The organism is Arthrobacter sp. G.S.26 (assembly GCF_050847375.1).
In the GTDB taxonomy this organism is placed as follows: Bacteria; Actinomycetota; Actinomycetes; order Actinomycetales; family Micrococcaceae; genus Arthrobacter.
In genome coordinates, this window is the sequence record NZ_CP193752.1 from 890,193 (window position 1) to 910,637 (window position 20,445).

The 20,445-nt window shown below is 67.0% G+C and carries 16 protein-coding genes and 1 tRNA gene; 10 read left to right on the forward strand and 7 right to left on the reverse strand.

The window, feature by feature from the left end; genetic code table 11:
* Positions 1-38: 38 nt before the first annotated feature.
* The gene (gene fdhD / locus ACRB8A_RS04125; protein WP_050686637.1) at positions 39-917 is read left to right on the forward strand and encodes a formate dehydrogenase accessory sulfurtransferase FdhD; all 879 of its coding nucleotides are present in this window, start codon (positions 39-41) and stop codon (positions 915-917) included.
* A 129-nt stretch (positions 918-1,046) separates the two neighbouring features.
* A complete protein-coding gene (locus ACRB8A_RS04130; RefSeq protein WP_432245648.1) occupies positions 1,047-4,091 on the forward strand; it encodes an alpha-mannosidase in 3,045 nt (1,014 codons plus the stop codon).
* Between the two features lie 233 nt (positions 4,092-4,324).
* Here ACRB8A_RS04130 and ACRB8A_RS04135 read toward each other — a convergent pair whose 3' ends face one another.
* Together ACRB8A_RS04135 and ACRB8A_RS04140 are read right to left on the reverse strand one after the other, a co-directional pair.
* Positions 4,325-5,062, reverse strand: a complete 738-nt coding sequence (locus ACRB8A_RS04135; protein ID WP_056596082.1) for a hypothetical protein — start codon at positions 5,060-5,062, stop codon at positions 4,325-4,327.
* Positions 5,059-5,796 (reverse strand): hypothetical protein, encoded by a 738-nt coding sequence (locus ACRB8A_RS04140; protein WP_050686642.1) that lies wholly within the window; start codon positions 5,794-5,796, stop codon positions 5,059-5,061. Before ACRB8A_RS04140 ends, ACRB8A_RS04135 begins: the two co-directional genes overlap by 4 nt.
* Before the next feature lie 240 nt (positions 5,797-6,036).
* Between ACRB8A_RS04140 and ACRB8A_RS04145 the strand changes: the two genes are divergently transcribed.
* Positions 6,037-7,692, forward strand: a complete 1,656-nt coding sequence (locus tag ACRB8A_RS04145; RefSeq protein WP_050686643.1) for an ABC-F family ATP-binding cassette domain-containing protein — start codon at positions 6,037-6,039, stop codon at positions 7,690-7,692.
* A gap of 52 nt (positions 7,693-7,744) precedes the next feature.
* The gene (locus ACRB8A_RS04150) at positions 7,745-9,658 is read left to right on the forward strand and encodes an ABC transporter ATP-binding protein (RefSeq protein WP_432245649.1); all 1,914 of its coding nucleotides are present in this window, start codon (positions 7,745-7,747) and stop codon (positions 9,656-9,658) included.
* A 4-nt stretch (positions 9,659-9,662) separates the two neighbouring features.
* Here the strand turns inward: ACRB8A_RS04150 and ACRB8A_RS04155 are convergent, their stop codons facing one another.
* The 3 genes from ACRB8A_RS04155 to ACRB8A_RS04165 form a co-directional block, all read right to left on the reverse strand.
* Positions 9,663-10,070, reverse strand: coding sequence for an NUDIX hydrolase (locus ACRB8A_RS04155; RefSeq protein ID WP_050683973.1), 408 nt, complete (start codon positions 10,068-10,070; stop codon positions 9,663-9,665).
* The gene (locus tag ACRB8A_RS04160) at positions 10,067-10,546 is read right to left on the reverse strand and encodes a DUF6314 family protein (RefSeq protein ID WP_050683972.1); all 480 of its coding nucleotides are present in this window, start codon (positions 10,544-10,546) and stop codon (positions 10,067-10,069) included. Before ACRB8A_RS04160 ends, ACRB8A_RS04155 begins: the two co-directional genes overlap by 4 nt.
* 1 nt (position 10,547) lies before the next feature.
* A tRNA-Arg gene (locus ACRB8A_RS04165) sits at positions 10,548-10,620 on the reverse strand.
* Positions 10,621-10,701: 81 nt separating this feature from the next.
* On the opposite strand from ACRB8A_RS04165, the gene ACRB8A_RS04170 reads away from it, so the two are divergent.
* Complete coding sequence (locus ACRB8A_RS04170) at positions 10,702-11,445, forward strand: DUF998 domain-containing protein (protein WP_050683971.1); 744 nt, start codon at positions 10,702-10,704, stop codon at positions 11,443-11,445.
* Here ACRB8A_RS04170 and ACRB8A_RS04175 read toward each other — a convergent pair.
* The gene (locus tag ACRB8A_RS04175; protein ID WP_432245650.1) at positions 11,442-12,071 is read right to left on the reverse strand and encodes a hypothetical protein; all 630 of its coding nucleotides are present in this window, start codon (positions 12,069-12,071) and stop codon (positions 11,442-11,444) included. The two genes, ACRB8A_RS04170 and ACRB8A_RS04175, sit on opposite strands and share 4 nt — an antisense overlap.
* A 32-nt stretch (positions 12,072-12,103) precedes the next feature.
* Here ACRB8A_RS04175 and ACRB8A_RS04180 point away from each other — a divergent pair, with 32 nt between their 5' ends.
* Together ACRB8A_RS04180 and pcrA are read left to right on the forward strand one after the other, a co-directional pair.
* Positions 12,104-12,934 carry an inositol monophosphatase family protein gene (locus ACRB8A_RS04180; RefSeq protein ID WP_432245651.1) on the forward strand — a complete coding sequence of 277 codons (831 nt, stop codon included), beginning with the start codon at positions 12,104-12,106 and terminating at the stop codon, positions 12,932-12,934.
* A gap of 76 nt (positions 12,935-13,010) precedes the next feature.
* Entirely contained in the window at positions 13,011-15,524 is a 2,514-nt protein-coding gene (gene pcrA / locus ACRB8A_RS04185) for a DNA helicase PcrA (RefSeq protein WP_432245652.1), read from the forward strand.
* A 40-nt stretch (positions 15,525-15,564) separates the two neighbouring features.
* On the opposite strand, the gene ACRB8A_RS04190 is transcribed toward pcrA, so the two are convergent.
* On the reverse strand, positions 15,565-16,803 hold the full coding sequence (locus ACRB8A_RS04190; protein ID WP_285241673.1) for an integrase catalytic domain-containing protein: 1,239 nt from the start codon (positions 16,801-16,803) through the stop codon (positions 15,565-15,567).
* A gap of 199 nt (positions 16,804-17,002) precedes the next feature.
* On the opposite strand from ACRB8A_RS04190, the gene ACRB8A_RS04195 reads away from it, so the two are divergent.
* The 3 genes from ACRB8A_RS04195 (at position 17,003) to sucC (ending at position 20,440) form a co-directional block, all read left to right on the forward strand.
* Positions 17,003-18,292 carry a glycosyltransferase gene (locus ACRB8A_RS04195; RefSeq protein ID WP_056596098.1) on the forward strand — a complete coding sequence of 430 codons (1,290 nt, stop codon included), beginning with the start codon at positions 17,003-17,005 and terminating at the stop codon, positions 18,290-18,292.
* Between the two features lie 49 nt (positions 18,293-18,341).
* Positions 18,342-19,037 carry a hypothetical protein gene (locus ACRB8A_RS04200; protein ID WP_056596325.1) on the forward strand — a complete coding sequence of 232 codons (696 nt, stop codon included), beginning with the start codon at positions 18,342-18,344 and terminating at the stop codon, positions 19,035-19,037.
* Between the two features lie 233 nt (positions 19,038-19,270).
* On the forward strand, positions 19,271-20,440 hold the full coding sequence (gene sucC, locus ACRB8A_RS04205) for an ADP-forming succinate--CoA ligase subunit beta (RefSeq protein WP_285241446.1): 1,170 nt from the start codon (positions 19,271-19,273) through the stop codon (positions 20,438-20,440).
* Positions 20,441-20,445 lie beyond the last annotated feature (5 nt).

Consider the following 20,445-nt stretch of genomic DNA (forward strand, 5'->3'; position numbering starts at 1 on the left):
CGTTGGGATGATGGATCGATGAGCAGGACGGAGCAGACATGGGCAGGGTGACACAGCGCCGCAAGGTGCACAGGTATGTCCTGGACGGCTCAGCGGCTGCCCTCGAGTTCCCGGTGCGGCACAAGGAGGACATCCTGGCGGTGGAGGAACCGCTGGAGATCCGGCTGGGCGGCCTGAGCCACTCGGTCACCATGCGCACGCCGGGCGATGATTTTGACCTCGTGGCTGGTTTCCTGGTCTCCGAGGGCATCATCTGGGAGCCCGGACAGCTGCCGTCCCTGCGTTTCTGCGCCGGCGAAGACGAAAACGGTGTCCAGACCTTTAACGTGGTCGAAGCCCAGCTCCGCCCGGACGTCACCGTCCCGGACCACGGACGCCGGTCCTATACCTCCAGCGCCTGCGGAATCTGCGGGACCGACTCGGTGGATGCGGTGACCCGGTCCTCGCACTACAGCCCCGCCGGCGATCAGCTCACCGTGGCCGCGGAAGTCCTGGCGTCCCTGCCGGACCAGCTGAGGAAAGGGCAGACTGTTTTCGAGCGCACCGGCGGTGTGCACGCCGCCGGACTGTTCACCATAGACGGCGACGGCGGCGCCCGGCTGCTGTGCGTCCGGGAGGACGTGGGCCGGCACAACGCCGTGGACAAGGTGGTGGGGTGGGCCCTCCGGGAAGGCCTCCTTCCGCTGCGCGGGACGGTCCTGCAGGTCTCCGGCCGCGCCTCCTTTGAACTGGTCCAGAAAGCGGCCCTGGCAGGTATCCCGGTGCTGTCCGCCGTCAGTGCGCCGTCGTCCCTGGCAGTGGAGCTCGCGGAATCCAGCGGGCTGACCCTGGCCGGCTTCAGCCGGGGCACCAGCTTTAACGTCTATGCCGGGGCCGGCCGCATTGCCCCACCCGGCGCTGCTGTTCAGCCATCCTGAGGGCCCGGGAGCTGCAGCCCGGGCTACCCGCGGCCCGTGTGCCGGGGTAGCTATCACCGAAAGCACCCGGTAGATTTATCCATCGAATGGACATCTTGGTCCACTTCCCAGCGCTAAAGAGGACCCAGATTGCATGACGACCGCCGGATCACGGAAGTCCGCCTTGAGAGGTTCCTGCGTGAGCGCATCAACCCCGCCGTATACAGCCGCAGCCTGCCGCTGACGCTGACCAGCTGGGAGGTTCCGGACGAGCCGGTCCCCGCGCTGGAGGCCATGCGCCAGGAATTCCTTCCACAGGAGCACAACGCCGCCTGGGGCAAGCCGTGGGGGACCACCTGGCTGCGCGTGCAGGGCGAGGTCCCCGAAACGTGGGGCACCGGGCCTGGTACCGCCGTCGAGGTGGTGGTTGACCTTGGCTTCACCACCGAGGTGCCGGGGTTCCAGTGCGAGGGCATCGCCTGGCGGGCAGACGGCAGCATCATCAAGGCCATCTCGCCCCGCAACCAGTACATCCCGTTGAAGCTGCTGGGCAGCGGCATGGCGGTGGACTTCTACGTGGAGGCTGCAGCCAACCCCGATGTGGCGCAAGGGTGGACGTTTGCGGCCACTCCTTACGGCGACAAGGCGACGGCCGGAACGGCTCCGCAGTACCGGCTGGGACGCATCGCGATCGCCGAACTGCAGCAGGAGGTCTGGGAGCTGCAGCAGGACATCTTGACCCTGGCGGGCCTGATGGCGCAGCTGCCCCTTGAGCTTCCCCGCCGGCACGAAATACTCCGCGCCCTGGAACGCATGCTCGATCTGATGGATCCGGACGACATCGCCGGGACTGCCGCCGCCGGACGGGAGGTCCTGGCCAGGGTCCTGGCCCGGCCCGCGTACGGATCCGCGCACCAGCTGGTGGCCACCGGGCACGCGCACATCGATTCGGCCTGGCTGTGGCCGGTGCGGGAAACCATCCGCAAGTGTGCCAGGACGTTCTCCAACGTGGTGGCCCTGATGGACGAGGACCCGGACTTTGTGTTTTCGTGCTCCTCCGCCCAGCAGCTTTCCTGGATCAAGGAGTTCTACCCTGAACTTTTCGCCCGCATCCGGGAGAAGGTCCGTACGGGCCAGTTCGTTCCCGTGGGCGGCATGTGGGTGGAGTCGGACACCAACATGCCCGGCGGCGAGGCCATGGCCCGCCAGTTCCTTGAGGGCAAGAGCTTTTTCCTGGCCGAGTTCGGCGTCGAATGCCGGGAGGCCTGGCTGCCCGATTCCTTCGGCTACTCAGCCGCCCTGCCGCAGATCGTCAAAGAAGCAGGCAGCCGCTGGTTCCTGACCCAGAAAATTTCCTGGAACCAGACCAACAAGATGCCGCACCACACGTTCAACTGGGAGGGCATCGACGGCACCCGCCTGTTCACCCACTTCCCGCCGGTGGACACCTATAATTCCGAACTCAGCGGAGCGGACCTGGCCCACGCGGAACGCAATTACCGCGACCACGGCCGCGGCTCAGTCTCGCTGGTACCGTTCGGCTACGGTGACGGCGGCGGCGGACCCACCCGGGAGATGCTTGCAGCCGCTGCCCGCACCGCTGACCTCGAAGGGTCCCCGAAGGTACGCCTGGGATCCGCGGAGAGCTTCTTCCAGCAGGCCGAGGACGACTACCAGGGCCTGCCCGTCTGGGTGGGTGAAATGTACCTGGAACTGCACCGTGGCACCTACACCAGCCAGGCCAACACCAAAAAAGGCAACCGGCGCAGTGAACACCTGCTGCGCGAAGCGGAACTCTGGTGCGCCACCGCAACAGTCCGGACCCATGGCGGCTTCGAGTATCCCGCAGCCGAGCTCAAGCGCCTCTGGCGCCTGGTGCTGCTGCAGCAGTTCCACGACATTCTGCCCGGCAGCTCGATCGCCTGGGTGCACCAGGATGCCGAACGCAACTACGCCGCCGCCGCGGCCGGGCTGGAGGCCGTTATCGCCGCAGCCGCTGCTGCGATGCTGGGCCAGGGCGGCCGGCAGTTCCTGCTGAACGCAGCACCGCACGCCAGGGACGGTGTGCCGGCCCTGGGCGCGGCCGAACGGTCGATCGTGCCCGTGCCGGCGACGGCCCAGGCCCAGGGCGGCAGTTACGTCCTGGATAACGGCGTTATCAGGGCAGAGCTGGACGGGGCGGGGTTACTGGTCTCCCTGGTGGACCATGCCAGCGGCCGTGAGGCCATCGCCCCCGGCCAGCCGGGTAACCTCCTGGAGCTGCACCGGGACACCCCCAATGAATGGGACGCCTGGGACATCGATGAGTTCTACCGCCGCAATGTCACACCGCTGACGGCTGCGGCGTCCGTCCGGGTGTCCACCCACGGGCCGGACGCCGGCGTGGTGGTGGAGCGGCTGGCCGGCACGTCCCCGGTAACGCAGCACATCACCCTTGCCCCGGGCAGCCCCGCGCTGTCCATCACCACCACGGTCGACTGGCAGGAGCGGGAGAAGCTGCTCAAACTCGGCTTCGGCCTGGACGTCCGGGCGGACCGTTCCGCCGCGGAGACGCAGTTCGGCCACGTTTTCCGGCCGACGCACACCAATACGTCCTGGGAAGCAGCGAAGTTTGAAGTCTGCGCCCACCGGTGGATCCACGTTGCCGAACCCGGCTACGGGGTGGCGGTCTCCAATTCGTCCACCTACGGCCACGACGTCACCAGGAACGTCAGGGCCGACGGCGGGACCACCACCACCGTCCGGCTGTCCCTGGTGCGGGCTCCGAAGTTCCCCGATCCCGAAGCGGACCGCGGCCGCCACGAGTTCACCGTCACCATCCGGCCCGGTGCCGCAATCGCCGACGCCGTCCAGGAAGGCTACCGGACCAACCTGGTGCCCCGGCTGGTCAGCGGGGCGGCGCCGGTGGAGCCGCTGGTGGCCGTGAGCAACGACGCTGTGGTGGTCGAAGCCGTGAAGCTTGCCGAGGACGGCTCAGGCGATGTGGTGGTGCGGCTGTACGAGTCGCTGGGCCGGCGCTCCACGGCCAGGATCACGGCAGGCTTCCCCTGCACCACGGTGCAGGCCGTCGATCTGTTGGAACGCCCCGTTGAGGCTCCCGGCGTGGATGCCGGCTCCGACGGCGCCGGCCTCCGGCTGCGGCCCTTCCAGCTGGTGACGCTGCGGTTCGTCCGGCAGCAGCTGCCCGCGTCCTGACTTTTTGCCTTGCCGCGCAGCCAACGGGAAGCGCGGCAAGGCAAAACAGCCTTAAACAGGCTGAGTGGGGGCGGTCCCCAACGGCCGCCACCACTCATCCCCCCAATGTGTGCAAAGGCCCCCGGGGCGAACGACGCTAAAGAAATTTATCCCCGTTCAGAAACGCGCTGCGCCCCACCTTCACACATTCATGATTGTTTCACATTCTAATGATTTTGTGAAAGGTCGGGAGATTACTTTTCGGTATATTTCCTGCGTCGGCAGCTTTTTCGCCGGGTCCAGACCTTTGCCGCCCAGATCAGCGCGAGGCCAAGAACGAAGCACAGGATGGCTGTGTAGTTGACCACAAAGGCCACGGCGTCGGAATTCGGCGGCAGGAATGGGAACAGCAGGGACAGCGCAGTGGCGATGGCGCCAAGGCCCAGGAGTGCAGCCGCAAAGCGCACCGGAACGGGCAGCCGGCCCAGCGCCGCCCGGACCATGGCCGGAAGCAGGACCAGGGCAACAAACGCGGGATAGGCCCGTCCTGCCGCCCCGTAGTACTCGGCCAGCATGGCGTGCCGCGCGTCCCTGTCGGAGACTGCCGAGAGACCCGCCGAGGAACCGGTGGTATCCATCAGCAGGAACACGCCCACCACCGCTACGGAGATGACCAGCAGGGCCGCCATCCCCACCCGGCCGGTCAAAAGCCGGTAGGCACCATCGGCGCCGAACCCACGGGTGGTCCGTACGCCGATAAAAAACACGGCTCCGAAAATGATGAAGCGCAGCGCCAGGTTGGTGAGGTTGATGCCGCCCAGGGCCGCATCAATCCACACGTATGGTGCTTCGATGCTGAGCAGGATGGCAAGGGTCATCAGCGCAAAGATGGAAAACAGCGACCTGTTTTCCCCCCGGAGGGCGCTGGGGATCCGGGCCAGGGCCACCAGCCCGCACACGGCCAGCGTTGTCCACTGAAGAATATCGATCATCCCAGGTTCTCCCAGATCTTTTCTGCCTGCTCGTGGTCCTGCTCCTGGCGCCGCAGCACCTTGCCGAGGGCCTGCAGCCGCTCGCCCGCCAAAACGGTCAGGTCGGCGTCGGACATGCCCTCCAGTGCTGCCTGCCGCGCCCCGGGTGGCCAGCCGGCCTCCTCCTCCGTAACCAGGCCCGTGGCAACCAGCCCCCCTGCTGGCCCCACCCCGGCCGCCTGTGAAGTGGCCAGGGCCAGCTCCGGCGTCAACCGGTTGGCGGTCAGCTGGGCTGAGTAGTTCTGCGGGGCGATGCCGGTGGCGGCTGAAACGCGGTGCCGCACCTCGCCGTCGTCAATGGCATCAACCCAGTTTTTAACCGAGGTGGCGTGCGGGGCCGGGCTGAGCGCCGGTGGCAGTCCGGCTGCTGCGCCCTCAGGCTCCACCGCGGTCCGCGACAGCACGGCCCGCAGCAGGTCGGGGGTGGAAATCTGGCTGACCAGTTCGCCCCGGGTGGGCAGCCGGGGCGGGCCGGCCAGCTCGCGGTACGCCTCGAAATCCGCGAGGGCCGCGACCGGGCCGATGTTGTAGGCGCGGCTGATGCTGACAAGGGTGCTTTCCGATACCTTGCCCCGGACCAGCTGCTGGGCGAGGGTGGTCCGCTTGATTCCGGAAACCCTGCAGACGTCGGCGGTGCTGGCGTTGGGCGCGATGCCTTGCAGCCAGCGCTGGAACGCCTTGGCGGGGAGTGGCATGGACAGCTCTCTGCAGAACGGACGGTGTACCCATTTTAGCCTGCCGGAATCTTCGGATTTTACGCAGGCCTCCGCTTCGACTATGCTTGAACGTCGAGCCCGCTGGTCCGTACACCCCCCCAAGTCCGGACCAGCGGGTTCTTTTATGTCCTGCGGCCGCAATGCCTGAACCGCATGGCTTTTGCCGGCAGCTGCCAGGCAGGAATCCGGTTGCGGATGCGCCGGCGAAAGGACACACGGATGACTGCCACCCTGGTTGCCAAGGATGTTGCCGGCGGGCATGACCACCGCCAACTTTTCGCCAATCTTTCCCTGACCGTTGCCCCGGGAGATGTGGTGGGCGTGGTGGGTGCCAACGGCGCCGGGAAGTCCACCCTGCTGCGACTCCTCGCCGGTGTGGACAAGCCGCAGGAGGGGACCGTTAGCCTGGCCCCCGCTGACGCCTTTGTGGGCTGGCTTCCCCAGGAACACGAACGGGTGTCCGGCGAAACAGTGGCAGGCTACATCGCGCGCCGGACAGGCTGCGCGCAGGCCACCATCGAGATGGAATCCACTGCCGAGGCCCTGGGTGCCGGCGCGCCCGGCGCCGACGATGACTACGCGCGCGCCTTCGACCGCTGGATGGCATCCGGTGCCGCGGACCTCGACGACCGCATTCCCGGGGTCCTGGCCGACCTTGGACTGACCGCAGGTGCTGACTCGGCCATGACCGGGCTGTCCGGCGGCCAGGCCGCACGGGTGGCGCTCGCCGCCCTGTTGCTGAGCCGCTTCGACGTCGTCCTTCTGGACGAGCCCACCAACGACCTGGACCTCGCAGGCCTGGCCAAGCTTGAGGCCTTCGTGACCGGCCTGCGCGGCGGAGTGGTCCTGGTCAGCCACGACCGCGAATTCCTGGCCCGCTGCGTCACCACCGTGGTGGAACTGGATCTGGCCCAGAACTCCGTGGCCGTCTACGACGGCGGCTACGACGCCTTCCTGGAGGAACGCGCGGTGGCCAAGCGCCACGCCCGCGAAAAGTACGAGGAATTCGCTGCCACCAAGGCCGATCTGGTGTCCCGGGCCCGGACCCAGCGCGAATGGAGCTCCCAAGGCGTCCGGAACGCCATGAAAAAGAGCCCCGACAACGACAAGATCCGCCGTGCGGCCAGCGTGGAGTCCTCGGAGAAGCAGGCCCAGAAGGTGCGGCAGATGGAATCCCGGATCGCCCGGCTGGACACCGTGGAGGAGCCGCGCAAGGAATGGCAGCTGCAGTTCACCATCGGCCAGGCCCCCCGGTCCAGCGCCGTTGTGGCGACCCTCCGCGACGCCGTGGTCCGACAGGGCAGCTTCACCCTGGGGCCCGTGAACCTCCAGCTCAACGCGGGGGAGCGGATCGGCATCACCGGACCCAACGGGGCCGGCAAGTCCACGCTCCTGCGCCTGCTCCTTGGCAGTATCGAACCGGACTCCGGCAACGCAGCCATGGGCGCCTCGGTGGCCGTGGGCGAAATTGACCAGGCCCGCGGCCTGCTGGCCGGGCACCTGCCCCTGGCAGACGCCGTCGAATCCGTCCTGGTGGACCTGACCGCCGCGGAGGTCCGCACCCTGCTGGCCAAGTTCGGGCTGAAGGCGGACCACACGGCACGTCCCGTGGACTCCCTCTCGCCCGGCGAACGGACCCGGGCGGCCCTGGCCCTGCTCCAGGCGCGCGGGGTGAACCTGCTGGTCCTGGACGAACCCACCAACCACCTTGACCTGCCGGCCATCGAGCAGCTCGAAGATGCCCTGGACAGCTACGACGGCGCCCTGCTGCTGGTGACGCACGACAGGCGGCTGCTGGAGAACGTCCGGTTGGATGTACGTTGGGACGTGGACAGCGGCAAGGTCACCGAGCAGCACACCGGCAGCAGTTCCTGAAACTGAAGCACCCCGGGGGAACCACCACCAATCTAGGCGCGGAGCAGCAACCATGAGCATGGAACGGGTAGCCTGGGGCTCCCTTTACAACATCACCCGGGCCAAGAGCGGTTCCCAGCCGTTCTCCAAGGCCACCCTGAAGCGGGTCCTCGCGTTTGCCCGGCCCTACCGCGGCAAACTGCTGGCCTTTGTGCTGCTGTCCGTGGCCATGGCCTTCCTGGCCGTCGCCACCCCCGTCCTGGCAGGGCAGGTGGTGGACACCATCGTGGCCAAGGCCGGCATTGACGAGGTCATCCGGCTGGCCGTGCTGATCGCCGTCGTGGCAGTCGCGGAGGCAGGCCTGGGCCTGGTGACCCGCTGGCTGTCCTCGGTGATCGGTGAAGGCGTCATTGTGGACCTGCGCACCAGGGTCTTTGACCACGTGCAGAAGATGCCCATCGCGTTCTTTACCCGGACCCGGACCGGAGCCTTGGTCAGCCGCCTGAACAATGACGTGATCGGCGCCCAGTCCGCCTTCGCCGGAACCCTGTCAGGGGTGGTCAGCAACGTGGTGGCGCTCATCCTGACCCTCATCGTGATGCTGGGCACCTCCTGGCAGGTGACGGTGCTGGCCATGATCCTGCTGCCCATCTTCCTGGTCCCGGCCCGCCGGATGGGCTCGCGCCTTGCCGACCTGCGCCGCGAAGCAGCGGAGCACAACGCCGCCATGGGCACGCAGATGACCGAACGGTTCTCGGCCCCCGGCGCCACCCTGGTCAAGCTTTTTGGCCGGCCTGCCGACGAGTCCCGCGAGTTCGCCGTCCGCGCCGGCAGGGTGCGGGACATCGGCATCCGGACCGCCATGCTGCAGTTCACGTTTGTGACCGCCCTGACCCTGGTCTCGGCGCTGGCGCTGGCCCTGGTCTACGGAATGGGTGGCTGGCTGGCCATCGCGGGCCAGCTGGCACCTGGCGACGTGGTGGTGCTCGCGCTGCTCCTCACCCGGCTGTACGCCCCGCTGACGTCCCTGTCAAACGCCCGGGTGGAGATCATGAGCGCGCTGGTCAGCTTCGAGCGGGTCTTCGAGATCCTGGACCTCAAGCCGTTGATCGCCGAGAAACCGGACGCCGCGGCGGTTCCCGCCGGTCCGGTGGCCGTGGAATTCGACGACGTCCGCTTCGCCTACCCGTCCGCCGACAAGGTCTCGCTGGCCTCCCTCGAAGAGGTTGCCACCCTGGACACCCGCGGCGGCGAGGAGGTCCTGCACGGCATCAGCTTCCGGGTGGAACCCGGCCAGACCGTTGCCCTGGTGGGCTCCTCCGGTGCCGGCAAGTCCACCATCGCCCAGTTGCTGACCAGGCTGTACGACGTGGATTCCGGCGCCGTCAGGCTGGGCGGCGGGGCCGCCGGCTCCGGGCTGGACGTCCGCGATGCCACCTTCGACTCGCTCCGGGACACCCTGGGCATGGTCACGCAGGACGGCCACCTCTTCCACGAGAGCATCGCGTCCAACCTGCGGCTGGCCCGCCCCGGCGCCACGGAGGAGGACATGTGGGAGGCCATCCGGCAGGCCCGGCTGGAAACGATGATCCGGTCCCTGCCGGACGGACTGGACACCGTGGTGGGGGAGCGCGGCTACCGGCTGTCCGGCGGCGAACGCCAGCGCCTCACCATCGCCCGGCTGCTGATAGCCCAGCCGCGCGTGGTGATCCTTGACGAGGCCACCGCAGCCCTGGACTCCACCAACGAGGCCGCGGTCCAGGCTGCGCTGGGTGCAGCCCTTGAAGGCCGTACCGCCGTTGTAATCGCCCACCGGCTGTCCACCATCCGCGCCGCCGACGCCATCCTGGTGGTGGAGGACGGCCGGATCGTGGAGCGGGGCACGCACACCGGCCTGCTCGCAGCCGACGGCCGGTACGCGGAGCTGTACCGGACCCAGTTCGCCGAAGCCACCGCAGTGGCGCAGGAAGCCGTCCCGGAGACGTAGCAGGTTACCGGGCCGGGCCCGCGGCCAGTGCCGGCAGGATGTGGTCCGTGAGCAGCGGGGCCAGGTCCGCGGGCCAGGCCGCGGCCAGGTCCAGCCAGCGGATTTCCGCGATCTCGGCGGACGGGCTGGCCTGCCAGGTTCCCGGCGCCAGGAACACGGTGGCTTCGATGTCCGTGTCCGCCTCGTTCGCGGCGTCGGCGATCCACACGCCCATGGGCTGCAGGAGCGCCGGGTCGATACCGATGCCCACTTCCTCGGCCAGTTCCCGGGCAGCGGCCTGGACCGCCGTCTCGCCGGCTTCGGGCTTGCCGCCGGGATGCATAAACATGCCGGTGCCGCGTTTCCGGACGGTCAGGAGCCGGCCGGCAGGATCAAAAACGCAGACGGCGGACACCACAATGCGGTGCTTCATGCGTCCGTCCCCTGGCTGCGGTGCAGGCGCGAGGCGAGTTCCAGGTCCTTGCGGGGGCCGGTGATATCCCAGGTGTAACTGAACCGGTCAGCGTTTTCGTAGGCATACGCCACGCGGTATGCATCGGGGTCGCACCAGTGGCTGGCCGCGTTGGCCTCCGGGGCAAAGCCCATCCGGTGGAAAGGCCTGCCGTCCGGGAAAAACACGTCCAGCGCGTCGGCCCGGCCGGCGGGGCGCAGGAGGTACTCCCGCGAGGCGGGGCCCACGAAGGAAGGCCAGCGCATGGTGCCTTCTTCCCGGAGGGCCAGGCCGCCGTCGGGCGTGGGACTGAAGCGGACGACGCCGGCGAAGGTTCCGCGGGTGCCTGCTGCACGGTCCAGGAGGTCCCTTTCCACCACCCAGGTGCCGGTAACCGGGCTGGCCGGGCCACCCAGGAGGTAGGCGCGGAGATCAAACTCCGGAGGCAGTTCATTCAAGTGCCCTCGATTGGAATCGAACCAACGACACCGGCTTTAGGAGAGCCGTGCTCTATCCACTGAGCTACGAGGGCGGGCGTTCCGTGAACCGCGAGGCAGTCCGGCCGGACACGGATACAAGCATACAAGGTGCGGAGCCGTACTACGCTCAAGGCATGAATTCCGCCCCGTCCGCCGCGCCCGCGGCAGCCTTGGTTCCGGACACCGCCGCCACCCGCCAGTACGTGGGCGCGTGGGCGGTGCTGAGCGTCCTGCAGTATTTCGCCGCCGAAGCGGCGGTGATCGCCGCGTGGGCGGGACCGTTGCCCTATGACCTGCGGACCGGCTACATCAGCGACCTCGGCGCGCTGCACTGCGGTGTGTACGACGGGCGGGACGTCTGTTCGCCCCTGAACTGGCTGATGAACGCTTCCTTTGTGGTCCAGGGGCTGGGCATGGTGCTGGGCGCCATCCTGCTCACCTCCGGGCTGCTGTGCGTAGCGGCCCGGCCCGGGGCCCGCGTTGAGCCGGGCCGACGCGCACCCTGGCGGGCTGCCATCGCCGTGCGCCTGCTGACGGGCGCAGCCGGTGTGGGCACCGTGGTGGTGGGGCTGGTGCCCGAGGACGCAGGATCCGCGTGGCACTACATCGGCGCTGTGGTGTATTTTTTGGCCGGGGCGGCGGCCCTGCTGGTCCTGGGCGGACTGTGGCTGCGGAAAACAGCCATGGCCTGGTTCATCCTCGCCTGCGGCGCGGTGTCCCTTGCCGCGCTGGCGACGGGCGGACTTACCGGCATGGACGTGCCCGAGCCGGGAACCCTGGAACGGCTGATGGGCTATCCGGTGACAGTGGGCATTGCCACGGCAGGCCTGGTCATCGCGCGGCGGGTCCACCGCCAGCGCAAGCAGCTGCGGGGTTAGGCTGCGGTCTTGCGCTTCCGGGTCCGCAGCACCACTGCTGCACCACCGGCCAGCAGGCTGAGGACCAGCAGCACCCAGCCCGCCACGGTGAGGACCGAGGCGAGGGCCACCTGCCCGGGGTCGGCTGGTTCCGTGGCCAATATGCCGTCAATGGCCACGTTGGCCCAGAGTCGGACCACCACAAACAGCAGCGGCAGGGCCCAAAGCGCCCACCGGAGGGCCTTACGGGCAACGTTGGTGCCGATCAGCAGCAGCCACGTAAACCCGAAAATCAGGGGAAACAGGGTGCCGGCAGTCTTGTGGACGTAGTTCAACTGCCCGCGGGCGTCGTCATTCATCACACTGTGCAGCCGGTCGATGTACGCGGGATCAAAACCGCCCACCAGCGAGTCGGGCATCGCCAGGCCAACGGTCAGCTGGCGGAGCTGGTCGAGGGTCAGCAGGTGCACGTACCAGAACAGGAAAAGGCTGGCCACCACGCCCGCGATCAGGATCAGGTTGGTGTTGTTCTGCGCCTTCTCCGGCGTCCGGGGGGTGGTGGGGTTCAACACCGGCGGGAGCCGGTGCTGCGGCACCACCGCTTTGGATCCGTGCTTCCTGATGCGCTGGGCGGGGGTTTTGGCCATAACCCCATTATCCCGCCCCATAAACTGAAACCATGACCATTGGCAGGCACAGCGCCGTTGAACTTGACCCCGCATTGGACGATTACCAGCTGGCGGCAGCCCTGGTCCGGGAAGCCGGAAACCTTGCGTTGCTGATGCGGATGGCCGGGCTCCAGTCGCAGCAGAAGACCTCCGTCTCGGACGTGGTGACCGCAGCGGACCACGCCGCGGAGGCCTATGTGCTGGGGCAGCTGCAGCGCTGCCGGCCCCAGGACGGGATCCTGGGGGAGGAAGGCGCCTCCGTGCCGGGCACCAGCGGCCGGACCTGGGTGATCGACCCCGTGGACGGCACGTACAACTTCCTGCACGGCTCCACTTACTGGTGCTCCGCCATCGCGCTGAAGGACTCCTCCGACGTGGTGTTGGGCGCCATCTTCCAGCCTGAGGAGGACAAGTTGTGGCTGGGCGGCACTGCGCGCCCGGCCACCCTGAACGGCGAGGTCCTGACCGTGTTCCAGGACAACGGCGGACAGCGCAACGCCACGCCGGCAGCCGAACTCGGCGCCGCCACCTACATCCACCCCAACTGGCTGATGGACCCCATGTGCGCCATGCCCTGGCACGCTGCCGCCACCACCGCCGCTGCCCTCCGCATGCTGGGGTCCGGCTCCTGCGACCTGGGCCGCGTGGCCGACGGGCAGCTGGGGTGCTGGTTCCAGCACAGCTGCCCGGAGTGGGACTGGCTGCCCGGAAAGGCGATTGTCCGCGCGGCCGGCGGGGCCGTGGACACCGTCCGGGTCAACGGGCTGGAATGGTTTGTGGCAGGCGGAACGACGGCGGTCCGCGAGCTGCGTGCGGCCCTCGAATCCGCGTCGGTGGCCTAGCCGGGGTCCCGTTCCGGCCGCGTCATCCACAGGCTGGAAGTGGGTGTCAGTCCCACCGCCTAGACTTGTAGGCACCATGGATATGTTGTTTGACCCCTACTCCGACGGACCTTTCAAGGCCGCCCCCGCAGCGTCAACCCGCACCAGGGTGGTCCCCGAGGGGACGTCCACGGTGGCCGGACCGGGCGGCAGCCTGCCCGCCGGAGACCGGCACAACGCCGGCGGCAACGCGGCCGGGCAGCGCCACGGACACCACGGCCTGGACCCAGCCAAGCTGCTGGAAGGGCTGAACCCGGAGCAGGACGAAGCCGTCAGGCACGCCGGGTCGGCGCTGCTGATCGTGGCTGGTGCCGGGTCCGGCAAAACCCGCGTGCTCAGCAACAGGATCGCCTACCTGATCGCCACGGGCCGGGCCCACCACGGCGAGATCCTGGCCATCACCTTCACCAACAAGGCTGCCGCCGAAATGCGCGAACGCATCGAAGTGCTGGTGGGCGGCCGCGCCAAGATCATGTGGATCTCCACGTTCCATTCCTCCTGCGTGCGGATCCTCCGGCAGGAGGCGGCCAACGTGGGCCTCAAATCCAACTTCTCCATCTACGACTCCGCGGATTCCCTCCGCCTGGTCACGCAGGTGTCCAAGGCGCACGACCTCGATCCCAAGAAGTTCGCGCCCAAAGCCATCCAGCACAAAATCTCCGCGCTTAAGAACGAACTCATCGACGCCGATTCGTATGCTTCCGACGCCAACCACAACGACCCCTTTGAACGTGCCGTTGCGGACGTCTACAAGGGCTACACGCAGCGGTTGCGCCAAGCCAACGCCATGGACTTCGATGACCTCATCGCCGAGACCGTCTTTATGTTCCGGGCTTTCCCGGCGCTCGCCGACTCCTACCGCCGAAGGTTCCGGCATGTCCTGGTGGACGAATACCAGGACACCAACCACGCCCAGTACGCCCTGGTCCGGGAAATCGTGGGTGAGGGCCCGGGAGCGTCCGAACTCACCGTCGTCGGCGATTCCGACCAATCCATCTACGCCTTCCGCGGCGCCGACATCCGCAACATCGTGGAGTTCGAGAAGGACTACCCGCAGGCCCGGACCATCAAGCTGGAGCAGAACTACCGCTCCACCCAGAACATCCTCAGCGCGGCCAACTCGGTGATCTCCCGCAACCCCAACCGGCCGGACAAAAAACTGTGGACCGCTGAAGGCGAAGGCCACAAAATCATCGGCTACGTGGGCGAAAACGAACACGCCGAGGCCCAGTTCATCGCCAAGGAGATCGACCGGCTCCAGGACGAGGACAACCTCCGCCCCGGCGATGTCGCCATTTTCTACCGCACCAACGCCCAGTCCCGGTCCATCGAGGATGTCCTGGTCAGGGTGGGCCTGCCGTACAAAGTGGTGGGCGGAACCCGCTTCTACGAGCGCAAGGAAATCAAGGACGCCCTGGCCTACCTCCGCGTCCTGGTGAACCCGGACGACGACGTCAACCTCCGCCGGGTGCTCAACGAACCCAAACGCGGCATCGGCGACCGCGCGGAAGGCGCGGTGGCGGCCCTCGCCAGCCGCGAACGCATCTCGTTCATGGCCGCAGCCCGCCGCGCCGAACAGGCCCCCGCCATGGCCACCCGCTCTGTCAACGCCGTGCTGGGGTTTGTGAAACTCCTGGACGACCTCGCCGAGGTGGCCGCCGGCTCCGGTGCCGCAGCAGCCCTCGAAGCTGTCCTGGAGCAGACCGGCTACCTGGCAACCCTGCGCGCCAGCACCGATCCGCAGGACGAGTCCAGGGTGGAAAACCTCGCCGAACTGGTGGCCGTGGTGCGCGAATACGAACAGGAAAATCCGGAAGGCTCCCTGGGCGCCTTCCTGGAACAGGTTTCCCTCGTGGCGGACGCGGACCAGATCCCGGACGCGCCCGGTGCCGACATCGACGCCGCCGTGGCCGAGGCCAAACGCCTGGGCGTGGTGACCCTCATGACCCTCCACACGGCCAAGGGGCTCGAGTTCCCGGTGGTCTTCCTGACCGGTATGGAGCACGGCCTCTTCCCGCACCAGCGCTCCGCCACCGACCCCAAGGAGTTGGCCGAGGAACGCCGGCTGGCCTACGTGGGCCTCACCCGGGCCCGCAAGCGCCTGTACGTGACCCGGTCGGAGGTCCGCAGCATGTGGGGCCAAAGCCAGTACAACCCCGCCAGCCAGTTCCTGGAGGAAATCCCCGCCGACCTCGTTGACTGGAAGCGGGAAGGAAGCAGCAGGCAATCCTTCGTCAGCGGCGGAGCCATCGGCTCGGGGCGCTACAACGGCTCGTTCTGGGGCGCCGGGACGTCCCGCGGGGCCGCCGCCGACTCTTCGGCAGGGTTCAATGCCGATGTTCCCGCGATCATCGCGAAAAACCGGGTGCAGCCGCAAAAGGAAGTCATCGCCGTCAGTGTGGGGGACAAGGTCAACCACACCAGCTTCGGCAACGGCACGGTCCTGGCCCTGGAAGGAACAGGGGATAAAACCGTTGCCAAGGTGAAGTTTGACGTCGGCGAGAAGCGGTTGCTGCTCCGCTACGCGCCACTGACCAAACTGGACGCGTAGGCTCCCCCGCCGCCGAGTTGGCAGCCCCTGTTGCCTCATGTCAATAGGTCCGGGAACGGTGAGTCGTTGCCTCATGTGAAATGGTCCGGTTCAGTGAGGGGTTGAACCAGGTGTTGATCTTGTAGTCCCGGGGTGCGGCTTTGGCTTGGGTCAGGGTCTCGAGCTGACCGGTCAGGGCCAGGATCTGCCGCGACAAGGTTGCGGGTTTGAGGCGTTTGAACTGGGCGTTCATGGCAATCACGGGACGTTTACGGATGCCCGGGTCCCTGCCTGCGCGCTGATGCGGGGTGAGTGCGGCGTCGTGCTTCTTGACCACCCTTGCGCCGTGGCGTTCCTTTGAGATGAGCTTCTGCTGTGGCAGCAGATAGTTCGTGAAGAGCGCATCCAGTTCCCAGATGGCGTTGAGTTTCTCCAGTTCCGCAGTCGTGTCATACCGGTAGTAGCCGACAAGTTCACGGACTCTGGCCCAGTTCTTCTGTTCTACGTGGGCCCCGTCGTTCTTGTTCCCCGGCCGGGACCGGGTGAACGTGATCTGGTGGGCGTGGCAGTAAGCGAGCAGATGGTCATTGATGAACTCGGATCCGTTATCCGAATCAATCCCCACGACCGGGAACGGAAACCGGGCCAGCGCGTACTCCAGCGCCATAAGCACCCACTTCTGGGCCTTGTTCGGCACCGACCTGTTGACCGTCCACCCCGTGGCGATATCAGTAACTGTCAGGGTGAAACAGAACTCCCCGGACGCGACGCCTCCTTCGTGGCCGACCAGATCGATTTCCACGAACCCGGGCACCGCATCATCCCAGTCCGCCCAGGTCCGGACCGGGATCTGGGACTTCAACAACGACCCAGGCTTGGTATGGGACCGTCCCCGCAGCACCAGCTTCGCCCGCTCCGGCACCAGCCGCCGGTCGATCGTGGCCGCACTCATCCGCATCAGCAGCCCCGCATCCTCATCCGTCAAGGCCAACTCCCCGTCCCGCCGCAGCAACGGCACCAGCACCGGCAACATCGGCGCCAGCCGCTTGCCCGCCGGCGCCCTGAGCACCGCCCAGCACACCACGAGCGCGTCGATAACTTTCGGCCCGTACACCGGGGCACGGGGCGGACGGGCACGGACCGGCCGCAGTTCCAGCGCCTGCCGCAACGCCCTCCGCGCATAATCACGGTTCCAGCCCGTCAGCTCCACCAACTCATCCAGGATCCGCACCTTCCCGGCACGGTTCGCCCGGACATAAGCCCGCGCCTTGACTAACGTGACCGCCTTGCGCTGGCTCATCGTCAAACCCATCCCTCAAGGATGTCCGCACCACGGCATTCCCGGACCTTTTCAGGTGAGGCAACGTATCCCGCTCCACGGACCTTTCCTATGAGTCAATGCGCAGCCTTGTCCGGCCGCGGAGGCAGCGCTATTCTTCAGGAACCTGCGCCGCCACAGCACTTCGACGCAGGATTTCGGCTCACAACGGAGCGGGACGATGAAAGTCCTTTTTGCCAGCCAGGCGATTGACGGCCATTTCAACCCCATGACGGGCCTGGCAATGCGCCTCAAGGAGCGCGGGCACGACGTTCGCTGGTACACCGGTCCCGTCTTCACAGCGAAGCTGCGCGACCTGGGCATCCCCCTGCTCCCGTTCACACGGGCCATCGAACACCGGGCCGATAACCTTACGGAGCTTTACCCGGAGCGCGCCAGGCTGAAAGGCCCGCGGGCAATCGGCTTCGACGGGGAGAAGGTCTTCGCCAGCAACATCACCAATTTCTTCGAGGACATCAGCGGGATTCGCGCGGACTTTCCCTTCGACGTGGCTGTGGTGGATGCCACCATGTTCGTCCACCGCCTGCTGTCCCATCTGCTGGGCACCCCGGTGATCAATTTTGTGGCGGTTCCCAACCTGGAGAGCGATCCGTTGGTACCCCCGCTCTTTTTCGGCTTCCGGCCGCCAAGCAACCCTGTCGAACGGATGGTGCAGGCCGCCGCAGGCCTGTTGTCCGACAACGTCATCCTGCGGCCGGCCAACCAGAGCTATCGCCGGCAACACGCCGCCTATGGCCAGCCGGTACCCCGGGAGGGACGGCTGACCGATGAACCGTACCGCTGTTCGGCCGCAATCATCCAGACCGGTACGGAGTCCTTCGACTTTCCCCGCCGGCACGCGAACCCGAAGGTCAGGTACGTTGGCTCGCTGCTGCCGTACCGGGCACCGCAGCCCGGTGCGGGGGAAGAAGACTGGCCCACCGGGTACGCCGCAACTGTGCTGGTCACGCAGGGGACCGTGGACAATGTGGACCCGGACAAGCTTATGGTGCCGGCCCTCGAAGCCCTCAAAGACCTTGCCATGCTGGTGATTGTTGCCACCGGCGGACGCGGAACCGAAGCCCTCCAGGCACGCTACCCGCAGCCCAACGTGGTGATCCGCGACTACGTCGATTTCCCGCGCGTCCTCGAATTCACTGACGTCTTCGTCTCCAACGGCGGATTCGGCGGCGTCCAGCTGAGCCTGTCCAAAGGCGTGCCCTTGGTGGTGGCCGGCATCAATGAAGGCAAAAGCGATGTCAACGCCCGGGTGGAATATGCGCGGGTTGGCATCAACCTCCGCACGGAACGGCCCGCACCTGCAGCCATTGCCGCAGCAGTCACCCGGATCCTCGGCGACCCGGGCTGGCGGCAGCGGGCCCTGACAGTGCAGGAGCAACCAGCCGCGGCAGATCCAGCGGATGTGGCTGCGGACGTTGTGGAAAGTGCCGTTCCGCAAGCGGCTACCTGAGCGATTGTCCCGGGCCGACGGGCATCCCCTGGCCGCCGCGCCGGGCATAATGGAGGCCATGCGACGGACTGTATTGGGGTTCCTGGCCGCACTGGTGCTGCTGGGGGTTTCGGCGTGCTCGGTCACCACCGAGGACCCCGGCTACGTCCCGCCCGCTCCACTGCCACCCCTGGCGCAGCTGGAACAGGCGCCACTGGCTGACCCGGAACCTTTCGGGTCCGGACAGGACGCCCTGGCTTTCAGCACCGCTGACCGGACCGTGGCCTGCGCCCTCACCTCAGCCCGGGGCGAGCACCTTGACCTGCCGTACGAGCAGAACAACTACAGCGACGCCGCCAACAACAAACTCGCCATCGTCCCCGTGGCCCATTGCGAACTGGCCACCTATCCGGCGCCCCTGCCGGAGGACGTCAAGGACGACTGCGCCGGTACGGGCCTGGGGTACCTGGGTGGGGTCGCGCTGCTGTCCCCTGACAAGGCGGGCTACGGTGAATGCCGCTCCGGCGTCACACAGCTGGAGGCTGCCTACGGACCCCGCGGTTCCAAGGCCGGCGTGATGGCCGAACTGCCCGTCCTGGCGGACGGCCAAAACCTGGAACGGAACGGGCTGCGCTGCTCCGCCTACAACGGCGGGGTGGCGTGCGGAAACATTTCGGCAGGCGTCGGATTCTTCGTTTCGCCCGGGAAATACGAGTTGATCCAGGCTCCCGCCGGTACCCCCTCTCCGGCGCCCGCCAAGCCCTGAAATTCCGCGTATTCACGCGGTTTTTCTACGTCCCATAGAATAGTGTGCTTCCTCACATAAGGGGTAGTCTGGAACGGCCCGGTCCCATCAAAGGACTAGAGTTCCCCATGGAGCATTACGCCGCGTGGCTTGTTTCCAACAGGCCGCCGGTGCGTGCATTCCGCAGCCCGGTCATCATCTGCGATGGTGCCCGACTGTACAGAAACTACTTCGACGTAGAAGGACACTAAACCGTGGACCTGTTTGAATACCAGGCGCGCGATATGTTCGAGGCGCACGGTGTACCCGTGCTTGCCGGCATCGTGGCGTACACCCCAGAAGAAGCAAAAGCAGCTGCCGAGAAAATCGGCGGCGTGACTGTTGTCAAAGCACAGGTCAAGGCCGGTGGCCGCGGTAAGGCCGGCGGCGTGAAGGTTGCCAAGACCGCCGATGAGGCGTTTGAGCACTCCACCAACATCCTGGGCATGGACATCAAGGGCCACACCGTCAACAAGGTGATGATTGCCCAGGGTGCCGACATTGCCGAGGAATTCTACTTCTCCGTCCTCCTGGACCGTGCCAACCGCAACTACCTGGCCATGTGCTCGGTTGAAGGCGGCATGGAAATCGAACAGCTCGCCGTCGAACGCCCTGACGCGCTGGCCAGGATCGCGGTCGATCCCGCTGTGGGCATCGACCAGGCCAAGGCCGACGAGATCGTCGCCGCTGCGGGCTTCTCAGAGGAACTGCGCGGCAAGGTCGCCGCGGTCATCCTCAAGCTCTGGGATGTCTTCAAGAAGGAAGACGCCACCCTGGTGGAGGTCAACCCGCTGGTCCGCACCGGTGCCGGCGACATCGTGGCACTGGACGGCAAGGTCTCGCTGGACGAGAACGCCGACTTCCGCCACCCCAAGCACGCCGCCCTTGAAGACAAGGACGCTGCGGATCCCCTCGAGGCCAAGGCCAAGGCCCAGGACCTCAACTACGTCAAGCTGGACGGCGAAGTGGGCATCATCGGCAACGGTGCAGGCCTGGTCATGTCCACCCTCGACGTTGTGGCCTACGCCGGCGAAAGCCACGGCAACGTCAAGCCCGCCAACTTCCTGGACATCGGCGGTGGAGCTTCCGCCGAGGTCATGGCCGCAGGCCTGGACGTCATCCTGGGCGACGAGCAGGTCAAGGCCGTCTTTGTGAACGTCTTCGGTGGCATCACCGCATGTGACGCCGTGGCCAAGGGCATCGTCGGCGCGCTGGCCGAACTGGGCGCCTCCGCCAACAAGCCGCTGGTGGTCCGCCTCGACGGCAACAACGTCGAAGAAGGCCGCCGCATCCTCACCGAGGCCAACCACCCGCTGGTTACCTTGGCCGCCACCATGGACGAGGGCGCCGACAAGGCCGCCGAACTCGCCAACGCAGCGAAGTAAGGGAC

Coding starts and splice junctions, on each gene's coding strand:
- ACRB8A_RS04195 (WP_056596098.1), top strand. CDS start 17,003: ATGAAAGTCCTTTTTGCCAGCCAGGCGATTGACGGCCATTTCAACCCC.
- fdhD (WP_050686637.1), top strand. CDS start 39: ATGGGCAGGGTGACACAGCGCCGCAAGGTGCACAGGTATGTCCTGGAC.
- ACRB8A_RS04175 (WP_432245650.1), bottom strand. CDS start 12,071: ATGGCCAAAACCCCCGCCCAGCGCATCAGGAAGCACGGATCCAAAGCG.
- ACRB8A_RS04190 (WP_285241673.1), bottom strand. CDS start 16,803: ATGAGCCAGCGCAAGGCGGTCACGTTAGTCAAGGCGCGGGCTTATGTC.
- ACRB8A_RS04135 (WP_056596082.1), bottom strand. CDS start 5,062: ATGATCGATATTCTTCAGTGGACAACGCTGGCCGTGTGCGGGCTGGTG.
- pcrA (WP_432245652.1), top strand. CDS start 13,011: ATGGATATGTTGTTTGACCCCTACTCCGACGGACCTTTCAAGGCCGCC.
- ACRB8A_RS04155 (WP_050683973.1), bottom strand. CDS start 10,070: ATGAAGCACCGCATTGTGGTGTCCGCCGTCTGCGTTTTTGATCCTGCC.
- ACRB8A_RS04145 (WP_050686643.1), top strand. CDS start 6,037: ATGACTGCCACCCTGGTTGCCAAGGATGTTGCCGGCGGGCATGACCAC.
- ACRB8A_RS04200 (WP_056596325.1), top strand. CDS start 18,342: ATGGAGGCCATGCGACGGACTGTATTGGGGTTCCTGGCCGCACTGGTG.
- ACRB8A_RS04170 (WP_050683971.1), top strand. CDS start 10,702: ATGAATTCCGCCCCGTCCGCCGCGCCCGCGGCAGCCTTGGTTCCGGAC.
- ACRB8A_RS04150 (WP_432245649.1), top strand. CDS start 7,745: ATGAGCATGGAACGGGTAGCCTGGGGCTCCCTTTACAACATCACCCGG.
- ACRB8A_RS04180 (WP_432245651.1), top strand. CDS start 12,104: ATGACCATTGGCAGGCACAGCGCCGTTGAACTTGACCCCGCATTGGAC.
- ACRB8A_RS04140 (WP_050686642.1), bottom strand. CDS start 5,796: ATGCCACTCCCCGCCAAGGCGTTCCAGCGCTGGCTGCAAGGCATCGCG.